The sequence below is a fragment of the Janthinobacterium sp. GW456P genome (assembly GCF_002127655.1).
In the GTDB taxonomy this organism is placed as follows: Bacteria; Pseudomonadota; Gammaproteobacteria; order Burkholderiales; family Burkholderiaceae_D; genus Janthinobacterium.
In genome coordinates this window covers 146,437-161,821 of record NZ_NEHB01000007.1, presented here as the reverse complement: position 1 = coordinate 161,821, position 15,385 = coordinate 146,437, and the positions used below count along the sequence as shown (strand labels likewise).

The 15,385-nt window shown below is 66.7% G+C and carries 17 protein-coding genes; 9 read left to right on the top strand and 8 right to left on the bottom strand.

Annotated elements, in window-relative coordinates; all coding sequences use genetic code 11:
* The first annotated feature begins 112 nt into the window (after positions 1 to 112).
* The 5 genes from CBW66_RS09250 (at position 113) to CBW66_RS09230 (ending at position 4,343) form a co-directional block, all read left to right on the top strand.
* Positions 113 to 1,648: a TonB-dependent receptor gene (locus CBW66_RS09250; protein ID WP_086138233.1), complete on the top strand. Its 1,536-nt coding sequence runs from the start codon at positions 113 to 115 to the stop codon at positions 1,646 to 1,648.
* A 146-nt stretch (positions 1,649 to 1,794) separates the two neighbouring features.
* Positions 1,795 to 2,466: a thiol:disulfide interchange protein DsbA/DsbL gene (locus tag CBW66_RS09245; RefSeq protein ID WP_086138234.1), complete on the top strand. Its 672-nt coding sequence runs from the start codon at positions 1,795 to 1,797 to the stop codon at positions 2,464 to 2,466.
* Positions 2,467 to 2,480: 14 nt separating this feature from the next.
* A complete protein-coding gene (locus tag CBW66_RS09240) occupies positions 2,481 to 2,705 on the top strand; it encodes a hypothetical protein (protein ID WP_086138235.1) in 225 nt (74 codons plus the stop codon).
* Positions 2,706 to 2,939: 234 nt separating this feature from the next.
* Positions 2,940 to 3,686 (top strand): SDR family oxidoreductase, encoded by a 747-nt coding sequence (locus CBW66_RS09235; RefSeq protein ID WP_086138236.1) that lies wholly within the window; start codon positions 2,940 to 2,942, stop codon positions 3,684 to 3,686.
* A 114-nt stretch (positions 3,687 to 3,800) separates the two neighbouring features.
* Entirely contained in the window at positions 3,801 to 4,343 is a 543-nt protein-coding gene (locus CBW66_RS09230) for an ester cyclase (RefSeq protein ID WP_086138237.1), read from the top strand.
* Between the two features lie 9 nt (positions 4,344 to 4,352).
* On the opposite strand, the gene CBW66_RS09225 is transcribed toward CBW66_RS09230, so the two are convergent.
* The 7 genes from CBW66_RS09225 to CBW66_RS09195 all read right to left on the bottom strand — a co-directional run bounded on the left by CBW66_RS09225 (position 4,353) and on the right by CBW66_RS09195 (position 11,017).
* A complete protein-coding gene (locus CBW66_RS09225) occupies positions 4,353 to 5,270 on the bottom strand; it encodes a LysR family transcriptional regulator (RefSeq protein ID WP_230492007.1) in 918 nt (305 codons plus the stop codon).
* Positions 5,267 to 6,163, bottom strand: coding sequence for an efflux RND transporter periplasmic adaptor subunit (locus CBW66_RS09220; protein WP_086138239.1), 897 nt, complete (start codon positions 6,161 to 6,163; stop codon positions 5,267 to 5,269). Before CBW66_RS09220 ends, CBW66_RS09225 begins: the two co-directional genes overlap by 4 nt.
* A 50-nt stretch (positions 6,164 to 6,213) precedes the next feature.
* Positions 6,214 to 6,414, bottom strand: coding sequence for a DUF1656 domain-containing protein (locus tag CBW66_RS09215; RefSeq protein WP_086138240.1), 201 nt, complete (start codon positions 6,412 to 6,414; stop codon positions 6,214 to 6,216).
* Positions 6,404 to 8,548: an FUSC family protein gene (locus tag CBW66_RS09210; protein WP_253251336.1), complete on the bottom strand. Its 2,145-nt coding sequence runs from the start codon at positions 8,546 to 8,548 to the stop codon at positions 6,404 to 6,406. Before CBW66_RS09210 ends, CBW66_RS09215 begins: the two co-directional genes overlap by 11 nt.
* Positions 8,549 to 8,558: 10 nt before the next feature.
* A complete protein-coding gene (locus CBW66_RS09205; RefSeq protein WP_086138268.1) occupies positions 8,559 to 9,065 on the bottom strand; it encodes a MarR family winged helix-turn-helix transcriptional regulator in 507 nt (168 codons plus the stop codon).
* Positions 9,066 to 9,138: 73 nt separating this feature from the next.
* Complete coding sequence (locus tag CBW66_RS09200; RefSeq protein WP_086138241.1) at positions 9,139 to 10,551, bottom strand: efflux transporter outer membrane subunit; 1,413 nt, start codon at positions 10,549 to 10,551, stop codon at positions 9,139 to 9,141.
* A 148-nt stretch (positions 10,552 to 10,699) separates the two neighbouring features.
* A complete protein-coding gene (locus CBW66_RS09195; RefSeq protein WP_086138242.1) occupies positions 10,700 to 11,017 on the bottom strand; it encodes a DUF4148 domain-containing protein in 318 nt (105 codons plus the stop codon).
* A 286-nt stretch (positions 11,018 to 11,303) separates the two neighbouring features.
* Between CBW66_RS09195 and CBW66_RS09190 the strand changes: the two genes are divergently transcribed.
* The 3 genes from CBW66_RS09190 to CBW66_RS09180 all read left to right on the top strand — a co-directional run bounded on the left by CBW66_RS09190 (position 11,304) and on the right by CBW66_RS09180 (position 12,630).
* A complete protein-coding gene (locus tag CBW66_RS09190) occupies positions 11,304 to 11,633 on the top strand; it encodes a hypothetical protein (RefSeq protein WP_086138243.1) in 330 nt (109 codons plus the stop codon).
* 115 nt (positions 11,634 to 11,748) lie between these two features.
* A complete protein-coding gene (locus CBW66_RS09185) occupies positions 11,749 to 12,066 on the top strand; it encodes a hypothetical protein (protein ID WP_086138244.1) in 318 nt (105 codons plus the stop codon).
* Positions 12,067 to 12,150: 84 nt separating this feature from the next.
* Positions 12,151 to 12,630, top strand: coding sequence for a DUF2244 domain-containing protein (locus CBW66_RS09180; protein WP_086138245.1), 480 nt, complete (start codon positions 12,151 to 12,153; stop codon positions 12,628 to 12,630).
* Positions 12,631 to 12,635: 5 nt separating this feature from the next.
* Here CBW66_RS09180 and mgrA read toward each other — a convergent pair whose 3' ends face one another.
* Positions 12,636 to 13,676 (bottom strand): L-glyceraldehyde 3-phosphate reductase, encoded by a 1,041-nt coding sequence (gene mgrA, locus CBW66_RS09175; protein WP_086138246.1) that lies wholly within the window; start codon positions 13,674 to 13,676, stop codon positions 12,636 to 12,638.
* Between the two features lie 120 nt (positions 13,677 to 13,796).
* Between mgrA and CBW66_RS09170 the strand changes: the two genes are divergently transcribed.
* Positions 13,797 to 15,377: a CYTH and CHAD domain-containing protein gene (locus CBW66_RS09170; protein ID WP_170933126.1), complete on the top strand. Its 1,581-nt coding sequence runs from the start codon at positions 13,797 to 13,799 to the stop codon at positions 15,375 to 15,377.
* The last annotated feature ends 8 nt before the right edge of the window (positions 15,378 to 15,385 follow it).

Below are 15,385 nucleotides of genomic sequence, written 5' to 3'. Positions count from 1 at the left end.
TGGCAGCCCAGCTCGCTGTTGCGGCGCCGCGCGCCGTGCGTATAATGATTCGCTTTTGCCATCCTCCTACTACCGTGCGTTCGCGCCCCGGTAGCGTCCCCAGCTATCCGCCATGATGCCTGCCCCTTCCGCCCTGAACATCGCCGCGCGCACCTTGCTGTTGTGCGCCCTGGCCATGCCGGCGCGCGCGCAGGATGGCGCGGACGGTGGCGCGGCCGGCGTCACGCACGGCGATCTGTCCGCCGAACTGGCGCAGGGCGGCCAGCACAGCATGCGCGGCGCCCTGTCGCGCGACCAGGGCGGCATGTCGCTCGATGTGGCCATCGACGGCCTGCGCAATGGCAATTACCGCGATGGCAGCGTGTTTCACCAGCGCGGCTTCAATGGCGGCGCGGAATGGAAGCTGCGCCAGGGCCGCTTCGGCTTCAGCGCCGACCAGCTGAACCAGGACACCCGCTATCCCGCGCCAGAAGCACCGTTCCTGGCCTTGCTGACGGCCCGCCCGGAAGACCTGTACCGCTACGAGGTGCGGCGCGCCAGCGCCTTCGTGCAGCGCTATGTGGGCAGTTTCGAGCTGGGCGTGGAGCTGTCGCAGCGGGAAAAGCGCGCCACGGCCCACTATGCGGGCGAGGACGGCAGCATCGAGTCGACGTACAGCAGCCGCCGCCGTCAGCTGGCGCCGCGCCTGCGGCATTACGGCAAGGTGGCCGGCGTCGGCACGGACACGGAAGTGGGCCTGGACCTGATGCAGTGGCAGCGGCGCTCGGGCCGCGCGGGCGATGCGCAGCGCCGCCAGTACTCGCGCGCGCTGCTGCTGCGCGAAGAGCTGGCCTTCGGCGGCTCGTATGCGCCGCGCCTGTTGCTGGGGCTGCGGCATGAACAGTTTCAGCTCGACCCGGCCGACATGCCCGCCAGCGGCTGCGACTGGGAAAACCAGAATGCCTGGGACTTGCAGGGCAGCCTGCAGCTGCGCCCGCAACTGGGCGTGTACGCCAGGGCCGCGCGCAGCTACCGCATCGATGACGATGGCTATACCCGCGCCGGCTACCGTCCCCTGGCGGGACAGCTGCGGCGCGAAATGGAAGTGGGCGCCACCTTCGGCGACGCGGCGCGCAGCGCTTCCGTGCGCCTGTTCAGCGAGCGCCTGAGCAACCAGATCGTCTTCGACCAGAACCTGGGCCAGCTGGGCTTTGCGGGCAACCTCGATCCCTCGCGCCGCGCAGGCATCGCCATCGAGGCCGGCATGGCGCTGGCGCGCGACTGGCGCCTCGACGCTCAGCTGCGGCAAGTGCATGCGCGCTATGACGATTACGTCTATGACGGCCCGGACATCGCCCTCGTGCCGAAAACCCTGGCCAGCCTGCGCCTGAGCTGGACGGGGCAGGGCGGCGCCAGTGCCGACGTGGGCGTGCAGTGGCTGCGCGCGCTGCGCTACGGCCCCGATTTCGCCGGCAGCTGCCTGGCGCAGGTACCCGCTTTCGCCACCGTGGACGGGCGCTATGCGCGCAAGCTGGCCGCCTGGGAACTGGAACTGGCCGGCAGCAACCTGGCCAACCGCCGCCATTATGGCGATGCGCCGGGCTGCCGCTCCAGCATTTACCTCAACGATGCGCGCCAGTTGCGCGTGTCGGCGCGCTACCATTTCTGAGGCAGGCACGCGGCGGGGCTTAAATGCGGCTTAAGCGGGCGCAAACGGAGCGGATAAAAGCGCTTTTTTTCCGGCCGGGCGATGAAGCCCGGCGCAAAAAGTGGTAATCTCGCCCCGTTCACGACCACTTATGATGAAGGATTATTATGCGTTTTCTGCGTTTCTTGCGTCCCCTGCTTGCCGCCGTCACCCTGGTGGCGGCCACCGGCGGCGCCATGGCGGCCGATACCGGCTTTACCACGCTCACGACGCCAGTGCGTACGGACACGGGCAAGAAGGTGGAAGTGGTCGAGTACTTCATGTATTCGTGCCCGCATTGCTACGCGCTCGATCCGCTGATGCACGACTGGGTCAAGAAGCAGGGCGACAAGATCGCCTTCCGCCGCATCCACCTGGCCTTCTCCGGCCCGAAGGATCCGCAGGCGCACGCCTATGCCACCCTGGAGGCGATGGGCCAGCTGGACCAGTTCCACGACAAGATCTTCCGCGCCATCCACGTCGAACGCAACCGCCTGAACCGCGATGACGCCATCCTCGATCTGCTGGTGAAGAACGGCATCGACAAGGCCAAATACCTGGACATGTTCAACTCCTTCGGCGTGCAGACCAAGCTGAAACGCAATGAACAATTGATCGCCGCCAGCAAGATCGACAGCGCGCCGACCATCGTCATCGACGGCCGCTTTGTCACCTCGCCATCGCAGCTGTCGCGTCCGGGCCAATCCGAGCCGCAGACTCAGGCGGCGACCCTGCGCGTGATGGATGAACTGGTGGCGCGCGTGCTGAAAGAGCGCGCCCCGGCGCCGGCGAAGAAGTAATACCGGAGAACACCATGAAACAGCTGCCCTGGACCCTGTGCGTGCTGGCCGTCGCCCTCGTGGCGTGGTTGTCGATCGCCATCGTCAACGTGGAAAACCAGCGCAATGCGCTGGCCAGCAAGGCTTGCGTGGACCCCGCGTTCAAGAACGAGGTCGATGCGAAATGCCTGGCCTCCGTGCACACGCGCGAGCACTGGTGGCAGCACCTGACCTACGCCATGACGCATTTCAGATCATAGAACGCAGGATAAAATCTACTGCGCGTCGCGCTTTGCGGCCGGCGATGCTCACCGGCTCGGCGCCCCCGTACAAAGTACGGTTGCGCTTCTCGGCCACAAATCACTGCCGCTCGCTACGATTTTCTCCGGCGTCGTGACGATGAGGGATGGATCGGCAAACTGCCCGCTTTGTGCGGGCTTTTTTACGTCTGCAGCTTGCGGGTATCATGAGACCACAACCACCAAGGAGGTACGATGAAGGAAGTGATCCTGATTACGGGCAGCAGCCGCGGCATCGGCGCGGCGACGGCGCTGCTGGCGGCGCGCCAGGGCTATGCCGTCTGCGTCAACTATGTGCGCGATGCGCAGGCGGCAGAAGCGCTGTGCGCGCGCATCGTGGCGGGCGGCGGCGAGGCGATCGCCGTGCAGGCCGACGCCGGCGAGGAAGCGGACGTGGAACGCCTGTTTGGCGAAGTCGATGCGCGCCTGGGCACGCTCACGGCGCTGGTCAACAATGTGGGTGTGCTGGAGCAGAAATGCCGGCTGACCGATATTTCCGTGCAGCGCCTCGAACGCGTGCTGCGCACCAATGTGATCAGTTATTTCCTCTGCTGCCAGCAGGCCGTGCGGCGCATGTCGACGGCGCGCGGCGGGCGGGGCGGACGCATCGTGAATGTCTCGTCGGCGGCCGCGCGCCTCGGCTCTCCGGGCGAATACATCGATTACGCGGCCTCGAAAGGTGCCGTTGACACGCTCACCATCGGCCTGGCGAAGGAAGTGGCGGCCGAGGGCATCCGCGTCAATGGCGTGCGGCCCGGCATCATCTACACGGATATCCACGCTTCGGGCGGCGAACCGGGACGGGTGGCGCGCCTGGCATCCAACGTGCCCATGCAGCGCGGCGGCCAGCCGGAGGAAATCGCCGACGCCATCCTGTACCTGCTGGGGCCGGGCGCGACGTATGTGACGGGCAGCCTCCTCGACGTGGCCGGCGGGCGCTGATTTTCAACGCTGGCAAGCAATTGCTTCAAACGCGGGGCCAATTATCAAGTCGGGCAAGCGAGTCCAGAATGGCGGTGTGCCATATGCACGCCGATCAACTCACCTGGAACCACCATGTCCGCTTCTGCCCCTGTTCTTGCTCCGGCCATCCTGGCCCTGTCCCTGCTGGCCGCCGCGCCAGCCCATTGCGCCATCAATCTGCCCATGCCGGCCCATTTGTCCGGTGCGAAAGCCGACGCCACGGTGGCGCTGGCCGCGCGCCGCTATGCAGCGTTCTGGGAAAGCGGCGACCCGGCCCTGGCGCGCCTGGCGCTGGCCGACGATTTTATGGACCGCACCTTGCCCGCCGGCCGGCCGCAGGGACTGGCCGGCCCGTTGCAGGCGTCGCAGGTGTTTCACGCGGCCGTGCCGGATTTGAAGGTGGCCATCGAGGAGATGCTGGTGGCCGGCGACAGGGTGACCTTGCGCCTGCATTTCACGGGCCGCTTCACGGGCGTCTTCCCCACGCCGCAGGGCCCCTTGCAGGGACAGGGACAAGCCATCGATTTCCATGCGTTCGATCTGTACCGGGTGAATGCGCAGGGGCGCATCAGCGATAACTGGCACCTGGAAGATAACCTGACCCTGCTGCGCCAGCTGGGCGTGCTGCCACAGTAAGGGCGGCCGTCAGGCTTGCAGCGCGGCGAACTGCCGCACGAGGAAGTCGGCCAGCAGGGCGACGCGTGGCGGCTGGAAGCGGCTGCGCCGGTACAGCAGGTTCAGGGGAACGCTGTCGGCAAAATAATCGTCGAGCACGGTCTGCAAGAGCCCCGCGCGCAGGTCGTCGCCGATGTCGAGCAGGGATTTGTAGGCATAGCCATGGCCGGCCACGGCCCAGCGGCGGATGATTTCGCCGTCGTTGCTGTGCCAGTCCCCCGGCAGGCGCAGGCTGTGGCGCTTGCCGTTTTCGCGGTAGCGCCATTCTTGCGGTGCGCCGTCGCCTGCCGTGAGCACGAGCGTGGGCAGCGAGGCCAGGTCGCGCGGCGCGGCCGGCACGCCCACTTTGGCGGCCAGCGCGGGCGCCACGCACACGACGCGCCGGCCCGGGTGCAGCAGGCGCGCCACCATGTCGCTGTCGGGCAGCTCGCCGTAGCGGATGGCCAGGTCGATATCGTCCTGCACCAGGTTGGCCGTCATGTCCGTCAGGGTCAGCGCATGGCGCAGCCGCGGGTGCAGCGCGGCGAAGCGGTCGAGCATGGGCAGCAGCAGCTGGCGGCCGATGTCGGACGGCGCCGAAATCCGCACCACGCCGCGCACGCCGGCGCCGCCCCCGTGCAAGCCATCTTCGGCCTGCGCAAGCAAGTCCAGCGCCTGCTCGCTGTACTGGCGGTAGTGCAAACCTTCTGCCGTCAGGCGCAGCTGACGCGTGGTGCGCTCGAACAGGGTGGCGCCCAGCGCCGTTTCCAGGCGCGCGATGGCGGCGCTGGCGGCGGCCGGCGACAGGCCGTGCTTGCGGCCGGCGGCGGAAAAGCTGCCCAGCGCCGAGGCGTCGAGGAACAGGGCGATTTCCGCCAGGCGCCCGGCGCCGCCGCGGACCATGATCATGCCGGGTGCGCGGCCACCGGTTTCGGCGCAGGCGCAGAATGGGGCGTGATCACCACGGTGCAGGTGGTGCCGGCCACCAGGACCTGATTCTTGTCTTGCTCATCGATGTGGATGCGCACGGGCACGCGCTGCGCCAGGCGCACCCAGTTGAAGGTGGGGTTGACGTCGGCCAGCAGTTCGCGGCCCGTGGCGGCGTCGCGGTCGGTGATGCCGCGCGCGATGCTCTCGATGTGGCCGTGCAGGGTGCCGCCGCTCATCAGGTTCATTTCCGCCTTGTCGTCCTGCGCCAGCATGCCCAGCTTGGTCTCTTCGAAATAGCCAACGACGTAGTACGAGGCGCTGTCGATGACGGCCAGCTTGGCCGCGCCGACGGCGGCGAAATCGCCCTTGTGCACGTTCAGGTTCGTCACGTAGCCGCTGACGGGCGCGCGCACGGTGGTGCGTTCGAGGTTCAATTGCGCCAGCGCGCGGGCGGCCACGGCGGCCTGCACTTGCGAGGTGGCCGAGGTGGCGGCGAAGGCCGCGCTTTCGCGGCTTTCCGTCGAGATGATGCTGGCATCCAGATTGGCGCGGCGCTGCGCTTCCTTGCCGCGGCGGCCCATTTCCGTTTTTTGCGCGGCCAGCACGGCGTCGGCCTGGGCCAGCGCGCTCGCATAGCGTTCCTTGTCGACGACGAACAGGATGTCGCCCTTTTGCACCACCTGGTTGTCGCGCACCAGCACGTCCGTGACGGTGCCGGCCACGTCGGCGCTGATGTTGACGATGTCGGCCTTGATGCGGCCGTCGCGCGTCCATGGCGACTCCATGTAGCGGTCCCATACGGTCTTGCCTATCCACAGGGCTGCTGCCAAGAGCAGCAGGGTGATTGCATAGCGGGTCAGTTTGCTTACCATGTCGGCAGCCTTTCCTTGATCGGGTTGAACAGTTTTTTTTATTTGCAGCGCTATTTGTACAGCGATAAAGCCAGCGCGCCGAAGATGGCGATGAAGATGCACAGCCGCGCCAGCGACGGGTGCCACACCATGCGGTATACGCCGAGCCAGCCCAGCACGCGGTCGAGCAGGGTTTGCAGGACTATGCTGAGGATGAACAGGGGCAGCAGGGTAGGAATCAGAATTCCGAACAGGGCGAATTCACGCGGCATGGTGGTCTCCGGCGCCAGGCGCCATGTGGTCGAGTAATGAGGTGTAGATCGAATGCAGGTCGGCCAGCGCCGTGTGCAGGCGCGCGCCGCGTTCGGCTGTCGCATCGGCTTGCKTTTGTGCCGCGCGCACCACGGCGCCCGCCTGCAGGGTGGCGGCCAGCGCCGCCTGCAGTTGCACATCGCCGCGCGTGCGCAGCCAGCCGGCGATGGCGTCCACGCACTGCTGCAGCGCATGGCGCGTGGCGCCCGGGCGGGCGGTCGCGATCAGTTCGCGCAATTCGATCACGGAATGGCCGATTTCCAGCAAGGTCAGGGCCTGGCGCACGACGGCGCGCGTGGCCTCGCCCGGTGCCGGTCCGGCCGCCGCATTGAGCTGGCTGAGCAGGTCGCGCACGCGGTTGTCGAAACGGTGCTTGACTCTTCGCGCCGGCGCCGTGCATGCACGCAGCGCTTCGCGCCACAGGGCCGGGCCGATGTGGTCCTTGTGGCCCATCGTGTGCTCGGGCAGCAGCACGGCAAACACGAGGGCGGCCAGCATCAGTCCCACGATCAGCGCCATGCCCGTGTTCAAAAAGGCCGCGCCGTCGACATGCATCAGATTCGTCGGCGCCATCTGCGTGATGAAGGTGGACACGCCCAGGCCCACGCCCAGCTTGGCGGGATTCGTCATCAGGTACAGGCCGACGGCGAGGAAGGGCGCAAAACTGAGCACCAGCATGGGGAAGCCGTCGCCGTGCACCAGCACGAAGTACACGCAGACGAGCGACAGGGGCATGGCGATCAGAAAGCCCGTCAGCACCTGCCGGATCATTATGATGGGGCGCGGCGAGGACGAGGCCAGCGCGCAGAACACGGCCGCCATCAGCATCGCCGTGCTGGCGTAGGGCCAGGCGAGGAAGTAGGCGCCCAGCGCCAGCAGGGCCAGGCTGATGCCGGCGCGCGCGCCGCTGGCGAGCACCAGCGCGGGCGGCGTCTTCGGCGCATAGGCCTGCGGCGTGCTCACGTCGAGCGGCGTGTCGTGCACGAGGCTGAAATACACTTCATGAAAACGGCTCATGTCGCGCGCGAAGCGCTCGAGCAGCTCGCAGACGGTATCGAAATCGATGCGCTGCGCATGCGCGATGGCCGCGCCGTCGATGTCCGCGCGCGCCTGCGCCAGCGCCGTCTGCAAGTGCCGCTGCATGGTGTCGAGCGAGTCTTGCGAAGGCGTCGCCTGCAGCGCCTCGGCGACGATGGCGTACAGGGGCGCGCACGCCTGCATGACCTGGGTTTCGCCATCGCGCTGCAGGCGGTCGAACAGGCGGTGGAAGGTATAGAAGGKGGTTAGCGCCGTCATGAAGGTGGCGTTGAAGGCGTGCAGCTTGCGGTTCTGCGCGCGCACGTGGCTCACTTTGCTGGTCACTTCGAACAGGGCGGCCGAGCGGCCCAGTTCCAGCGCCGCCACGTCGGCGGCAAACTGCAGATGCGTCAGTTCCACCTGCGCCGGCGTGAGCTTTTGCTGCAGCACGTCATGGCAGAAGGCGAGGAATTTGCCGTAGCGCGCCTGCACCGTGCGCATCACCTGCGTGCCCTGGTGGCGCGGCAGCAGCACGCTGGAGACGGCGGCCGAGCAGATGATGCCCAGGCTCACTTCAGCCACGCGCGTGACGGCCAGCGAGAACACCTGCATCGGCTGCTCGATGGCGGGCAGCACGATCATGCAGGCCGTGTAGCCGGCCAGCACGTACACATACGATTGCGCGTTGCGGTGCAGGGCCGAGCCGCTCGTGCACAGGCCCACCCACAGGGCCAGGCCGGCGAACAGCAGCACGGGCTGCTGCGGGAACAGGCCGATCAGGGTCAGCGCGGCCGTGCAGCCGAGCAGGGTGCCGCACAGGCGGTAAAAGCTTTTTTCCAGCACCATGCCGCTGCTGGGCAGGGCCAGGATGATGGTGGTGGTCATCGCGGTGCTGGGCGAATCGAGGCCCAGGCGGTAGGCCAGCCACAGGGCGCAGAACGCGGCGATGAGGGTCTTGCCGACGTAGATCCAGCGTTCGCCTTCCGTCGCGCGCCAGTCCTGCAGCGCCAGCGCCAGCCAGTGGGCCGCCCGGGTCAGAGGGCTGTGCTTGAATGTAGTTGCTGTGGCTGGCGTCATCGATAGGCTATCAGTTCTGGTTGTTGAGATTGTTCAGGTTGCGCAGCTGGCGCATGTACAGCTTGTCGAGCACTTGCAGCTCTTCTTGCGTGAACCCTTCGTACAGGGCCGAGGTTTCCTGGTACACGTCGGGCAGCGCCGTTTCGATCAGCGCGCGGCCCTTGTCGGTCAGCGAAATCATCACGGAGCGGCGGTCGCCGGGGCGCGTGCCGCGGTGGATCAGGCCACGCGTTTCCAGGTCGTTGCATACGCGCGTCAGGTTGGCCGGCTTTTCATGGCAGGCCATGCCCAGGGTGCAGGCGTTCGAGGTTTCGTCGTCCGTGCCGTACAGCACGGCCAGCACCATATAGCTGGCATCGACCAGGTCGTGCTTTTTCAGCGCGGCATTGGTCAAGTCCTTCATGCCTTTTTGGATGTGGTACGTCATGCGCAGCAGGCGCATCAGTTCCATGGGGAAGCCTGGCATGCGCGTGCGGATGTTTTGCAGCCGCTTGGAGGTGGCGTCAAAAGCGGTCATGTCATATTCCTTCATGTGTGAATAAAGTTCCGATTGTATCTTGTTGGGCTAGGGCAATGCCAGGATTGCAAGCTTAGATGCCGCCTCCTAATGCATTCATCAAGGAAACGTACAGATCGAGCTCGCGCGCCCCATTTTGCGCCTGCTGCTGTTCTTCCGCCAGCAGCGCCACTTGCGTGTTGAGCATGTTGATGGCGTCGCTCATGCCCGCCTTGTAGGCTTTTTCCGCCAGGTCGCGCGCGCGCTGCGCCGTGGCCAGCGCCTGCACCGTCAACTGGTGCTGCTTTGCCAGCGACTGGGCGCGGGTGACGGCGTTGGCCACGTCCGACATGGCGTTGATGACGGTGGCGTTGTATTGCTCGACGGCGCCGTCGTACGCGGCCGTCTGGCTGCCCAGCTGGGCGCGCAGGCGGGCGCCGGCGAAGATGGGCAGGCTCAGCGCGGGAGAGGCGCCGCGCACTTGCGAGTTGGCGTCGAGAAAGTGGCTGAAACCGAAGGCCTGGAAACCGGCGAACGCCACCAGGTTGACGTTCGGGTAGAACTCGGCCTTGGCCGCGTCGATGCGCTGCGCTGCCGCTTCGACTCGCCAGCGCTGGGCGGCGATGTCGGGGCGGCGGCCGATCAGGTCGGCCGGCAGGGCGGCGGGAATGGCCAGCGGCTGGTCCAGGCGCAGCACGGGGCGCGTGAGCGCCGCGCCGGCCGCCGGGCCCTTGCCCGCCAGCGCGGCCAGCTGGTTGCGCAGCAGGGCCAGCGACTCGGCCGACTGCTCCAGCTGGCGGCGGCCCGCCGGCAAGGTGGTTTCGATCTGCGCCACGTCGATGTCCGTGCCGATGCCGGCCGCCTTGCGCTGGCGCGTGATGTCGAGGATGCGGGCGCGCTGCGCCAGGCTGCGTTCGATCACGTCCTGCAGCTGGAATTCGTATGACAGCTGGATGTAGGTGCGCACCAGCGCCGTTTCCAGGGCCAGGCGCGCCATCTGCGATTCGGCCGACGCCATCTGCACGTCGCCCAGGGCGGCGGACAGGGCGGCGCGGTTGCGGCCCCACAGGTCGAGGTCGTACGAGGCCGTGACGGTGGCCTGGTTGCGCCACGCGTAGTTGCCTGCCAGCGGCGCCGGCGTGCTGCCGTGCTGCGAATACAGTTCGCGGTTGATGGAGACGTTCGCGTCCGCCTGCGGGCGGGTCTTGTCTTCCGCCGCGCCGGCCAGCGCCTCGGCCTGGCGCACGCGCGCCTGGGCGCCGCGCAGGGTGGGGCTGTCGGCCAGCGCCTGGTCCATCAAACGGTTCAATTGGGGGTCGTGCAAGTCTTGCCACCATTGCGTGCGCGGCCATTGGATGGCGGCGCTGGCGGCGGCATCCATGGCCTGGCTCGCCTGCAGCTTGTTGGCGTCGAGCATGGCCGATTGCGGCGCGATATGGCCCATGTCGGCGCAGGCGCTCAAAGCAAGGATCAGGCTGGCGGCAAGCAGACGGCGGTGCAGGGACATGCAAGACTCCGGAAAACGATGGTGTTGGGGTGGTACAGGGAACAATCACAGCTCGCCGCGGTGAGCGCCGGGAGTGGCCCGGGGTGCTGCGCCGCAACTGAGGTGTATTACAGACGTACTGACTTGCTGAAACCGGCTGACTGGTTTCTTATTTCACGACGTGCTTGGCCGTCTGCGCGACATCAAAGTCCGCTTCCGTTTGCGGGATCAGGCCAGCCTTGCGGGCGGCGTAGAACTCGGCCATGACTTGTTCGCGCGTCACCTTGCTGGCGGCGGTGGCCGGCGTTTTCGGATAGTCGGCTTCGCTGGTGGCGATTTCGCCGGCGTTGCGGGCACGGATGTATTCGGCCGTGACGTCAGCGCGCGTGAGCTGCTGGCTGGCGGCGGCAGGCGCGGCGTTCTGGGCAAACGCCGAAGTGGCGGTGGTAATGGCAAACAATGCTGCGATGAGTGATTTGGCTTGCATGATAAGACTCCAAAATGTGCATGATGGCTGGGTGGATGGGCCGGATCGCCACGTACCGGTCGGTTCGGCGGCATGGCGCTGGTGGGCGCCGTACCGCCGATGAAGCAGTTTCTGGATGAGAAGATGCTTACTTGGATTAACTATAGCAATGAATATTACATTTGTGAAGTAAATTCTGAAAATAGTTGTGCGCCGCCGCATTTGCCCCTTGGAAAAGGTCGTGCAGGCGTGCGCCACTGGACGGGCCAGGAGAGTAAGCTGGTTTTTTTGTTAACGGGAGTCAGCCATGAGCAGCAGCACACTCGATCCGGACAATTTGCCCGTCACGCCCGACCGCGTCCTGGGCAGCGGCCATGGCAAGGGCGCGCTCGGTCCCAGTGACAGTTCCGACAGCGGCAGCGACATGCAGGGCGTGCCCGGCCAGGATGTGGAAGCGTTAGAGAACGACAGCGATGCGGCCGGCACGGGCGAACGGGCCGGCGTGGAGCCGCGCAATACGGCGCCGGACGGCGGCGATATCGACGTTGATCATGTGGAAAGCCTGGCGCCCGTGCGGCCCGCGGAGGAGGGCGATGGCGAGCCCGGCGCTCCCCAGGCGCCAGCGCCGCGCCCCTGATGCCGGTGGCCGGCCGCAAATTGCCGCCGCTCTGGCGCCATCAGCGTAAAATGCTGGCAAGGCGGCGTGCTTGCCGCCATGGCCAGCCGGCCGGCACAGGATAGGATGTCAGAGGATGCAAACGCAGATGTCGGAAGAGAAAGAAAAAGGCTTGATGTCGATGTACCGCGAGACGCGGCCGCGCGAGTTTTTTGGCGAAAAAAGTAACACCAATCACTTGGCCTGGAGTGCGCTGGTGGTCTTGCTGGCGCTGGCGTTCTGGCTGATCGTTGCCCTGGCGGCGGCGGAAAACCAGCGCTATGCCCTGGAAACGAAGGCGTGCCAGGATCGCGTGTTTCCGACGGAAATCGACACGTCTTGCCTGAAACAGGTCAGGTCGCGCGATCACTGGTGGCAGCACGTGGGCCACGCGCTGGTGAGGATGGGCGCCTGACCCGGGCGCACGCTGGCTGAACGATCTGGCGGAACCTGGCGGCGCAGGCCGCCGCGGTGATGGAGCGATAGTGCGGGAGGCGCCATGCCACGCGATCACTCGCGCGAGCAGCCGCAATGGCTGCTGGCGCGCCACAGTGCCTTGACGGCGCGCCAGTTGCTGCGCGCCTATGGCTTGCTATGCCTGTTTTCCCTGCTCATTGCCGCCGTCTTTGCGCTGCGCGGCCTCTGGTACATTCCCGTCTTTTCCTTCGCCGAACTGGGCCTGGTGAGCATCGCCCTGCTGCATTACCTGCGCCACGCGCGCGACTATGAACACATCGCCCTGCGCGATGGCGAACTGATCATCGAACAGGTCAGCGCCGGTCACTGCCAACGCCACCACTTTTCGCCATGGCGCACGCGCGTCGACGTGCCGTGCTGGCCGCGCCAGTTGATACGCATCAAGGATATCGGCCATGGCGGCGCGCAGGTGGACGTGGGCGTCTTCGCCACGCCGGAACGGCGCCGGCAGGTGGCGCAGGAACTATGCGCGCTGCTGCCACCGCCGATGTCGCCGCCGTGAACGCCTTATACGGCGCGCGACGGGCCTTCCCACAGATTGATATGGCCTTCGCGCGCCTGCACGTCGATGGCGGCCAGCTCGTCGGCCGTGAACGACAACTGCTGCAGCGCGGCCACGTTTTCGCGGATTTGCGCGCTGCTGCTCGCGCCGATCAGGGTCGAGGTGACGCGCGGATCGCGCAGCACCCAGGCCAGCGCCATCTGCGCCAGGGTCTGGCCCCGCTGCGCGGCGATCTGGTTCAGCGCGCGCACGCGGGCCAGGTTTTCCGCGCTCAGGTGCTGTTGCAGCAGCGAGCCGCCGCCGGGGCGGTTGACGCGCGCATCCTGCGGCACGCCGTCGAGGTATTTGTCGCTCAGCAGCCCCTGCGCCAGCGCCGTGAACGTGATGCAGCCGATGCCTTCATCCTGCAAGGTATCGAGCAAGCCGTCTTCCTCGATCCAGCGGTTGAGCATATTGTAGGCAGGCTGGTGGATCAGACACGGCACTTTCCACTCTTTCAGCAGGGCGGCCGCCTCGGCCGTCTTTTGCGGCGAATACGAGGACAGGCCCACGTACAGCGCCTTGCCCTGCTGCACGGCGGTCGCCAGCGCGCCCATGGTTTCTTCCAGTGGCGTATCGGCGTCGTAGCGGTGCGAGTAAAAGATGTCGACATAGTCGAGGCCCAGGCGCTGCAAGCTCTGGTCCAGGCTGGCCAGCACGTATTTGCGCGAACCGCCGCCCTGGCCGTACGGGCCCGGCCACATGTCCCAGCCTGCCTTGGTGGAAATGATCAGCTCATCGCGGTACGGTAAAAAATCGTCGCGCAGCAGCTTGCCGAAATTGCTTTCCGCGCTGCCATACGGCGGGCCGTAGTTATTGGCCAGGTCGAAATGCGTGATGCCCAGGTCGAAGGCCGTGCGCAGCATGTCGCGCTGCGAAGCCAGATTGTTGCTGTCGCCAAAGTTGTGCCACAGTCCCAAGGACAGCAGCGGCAATTTCAGCCCGCTGCGCCCGCACGTGCGGTATGGCATGCTGTCGTAGCGGTTCTCGGCGGCGTGGTAGGTCATGGCGACTCCTTGTAAATGAATCGCCTATTTTGGCGCAAAATCAAGGTGTGCGTGCGTGCGCCTTGCGCGCGGCGCGACGCGCCTTACAATGGGCGTTCAGGAATCGCGCAAGGAGCGGACATGGAAATCGAATTGAAATTGCTGCTGGCGCCGCAAGACGCGCCCCGCCTGCGCGCCCACCCGCTCTTGGCGCAGACTGCGCAAGCAGAGGTGCAGGTGCTGCAGATGCACGATATCTATGTCGATACGCCCGATTTGCAGCTGTGCCGCCACCATGCAGGCTTGCGCGTGCGCCAGGTGGACGGGCACTGGGTGCAGACGCTGAAGGCGGGCGGCACCGTCAACGGCGGCTTGCACAGCCGACACGAATGGGAAGGCGACGTGCCGGGGCCGCAGCCGGATCTGGCCGCGCTCGACTCGGCCATCGGCCGCAAGCAGCCCGTCCGCGCGCTGCTGCGCCGGGACGCCGTCCGCGACGCCTTGCAACCCGTGTTTACCACGCGCATCGAGCGCACCGTCTGGCAGCTGCGCACGCCGCAGGGCGACCAGATCGAATGCGTGCTGGACCAGGGTGTCATTGAAAGCGGCACGGACGGGGCCGCGCGCAGCGTGCCCGTCAGCGAGGTCGAACTGGAATTGAAGCAAGGGCAAGCGGCCAGCCTGTTCGACGTGGCGCTGGCGCTGCTGCAGGATGTGCCGCTGCAGCTGGGCCACATGAGCAAGGCGGAACGCGGTTACCGGCTGGCGGCATCGCACCCCTTGCAAGCCGTCAAGGCGCAAGCGCTGGCGCTGGACGCGGCCATGTCGGTGGAGCAGGTGTTTGTGGCCATCGCCGGCAATTGCCTGGAACAGGTCAGCGGCAACCAGGATGGCGTGGCGGCGGGCGAGGATGTGGAAAGCGTGCACCAGATGCGCGTGGGGCTGCGCCGCTTGCGCTCGGCGCTGGGCATGTTCAAGTCCCTGCTGGCCTTGCCGGACGCCTTGAAGGCCGAACTCGACTGGCTGGGCGGCGCGCTGGGCGAGGCGCGCGACTGGGATGTACTCGCTGGCAATACCCTGGCACAGCTCGACGGCGAAGCGCAGGCCGATGCGGCGGCGCTGGCACAGGCGGCGCACGCGCAGGCGCGGCTCAAGCACCAACAAGCCGCCCAGGCCGTCACCTCGGCGCGCTACACGGCTTGCATGCTGGGCTTGCAGCGCTGGCTGCAGGCGCGCGCCTGGCGCGACGGCTGTTCCGCGCGCCAATTGCGGCGCCTCGATGCGCGCGTCTCGCCGTTTGCCCGCGCCACCTTGCGCAAGGACCAGCGCCGCCTGATGAAGCGCGGCAAGCGCCTGCTGCATGCCACGCCGCAGCAGCGCCACCAGGTGCGCATCGCGGCCAAGAAGACGCGCTATGCGACGGAATTTTTTGCCTCGCTGTTTGCGGGCCGGGCCGTGAAACCGTATGTGGGACGCTTGTCGGCCTTGCAGGATGAACTGGGCTGGCTCAACGATGTGCAGGTGGCCGACCGGCTGTTGCAGCAATTGCCCGAGGTTCAGGCCGACAAGGCCGGCCAGGCTGACCAGTCCGTACAGGACGGGCTACGGCTGCACGCGGCCTTCGTGCGCGGCTATCTGGCGGCGCGCGCGCAGGCGGACGGCAGCGATGGCCGCATGCACAAGGCCTGGCGGCGCTTCAAGGCGGTCCGCTTGCCGGCCTGAGTCCGCTT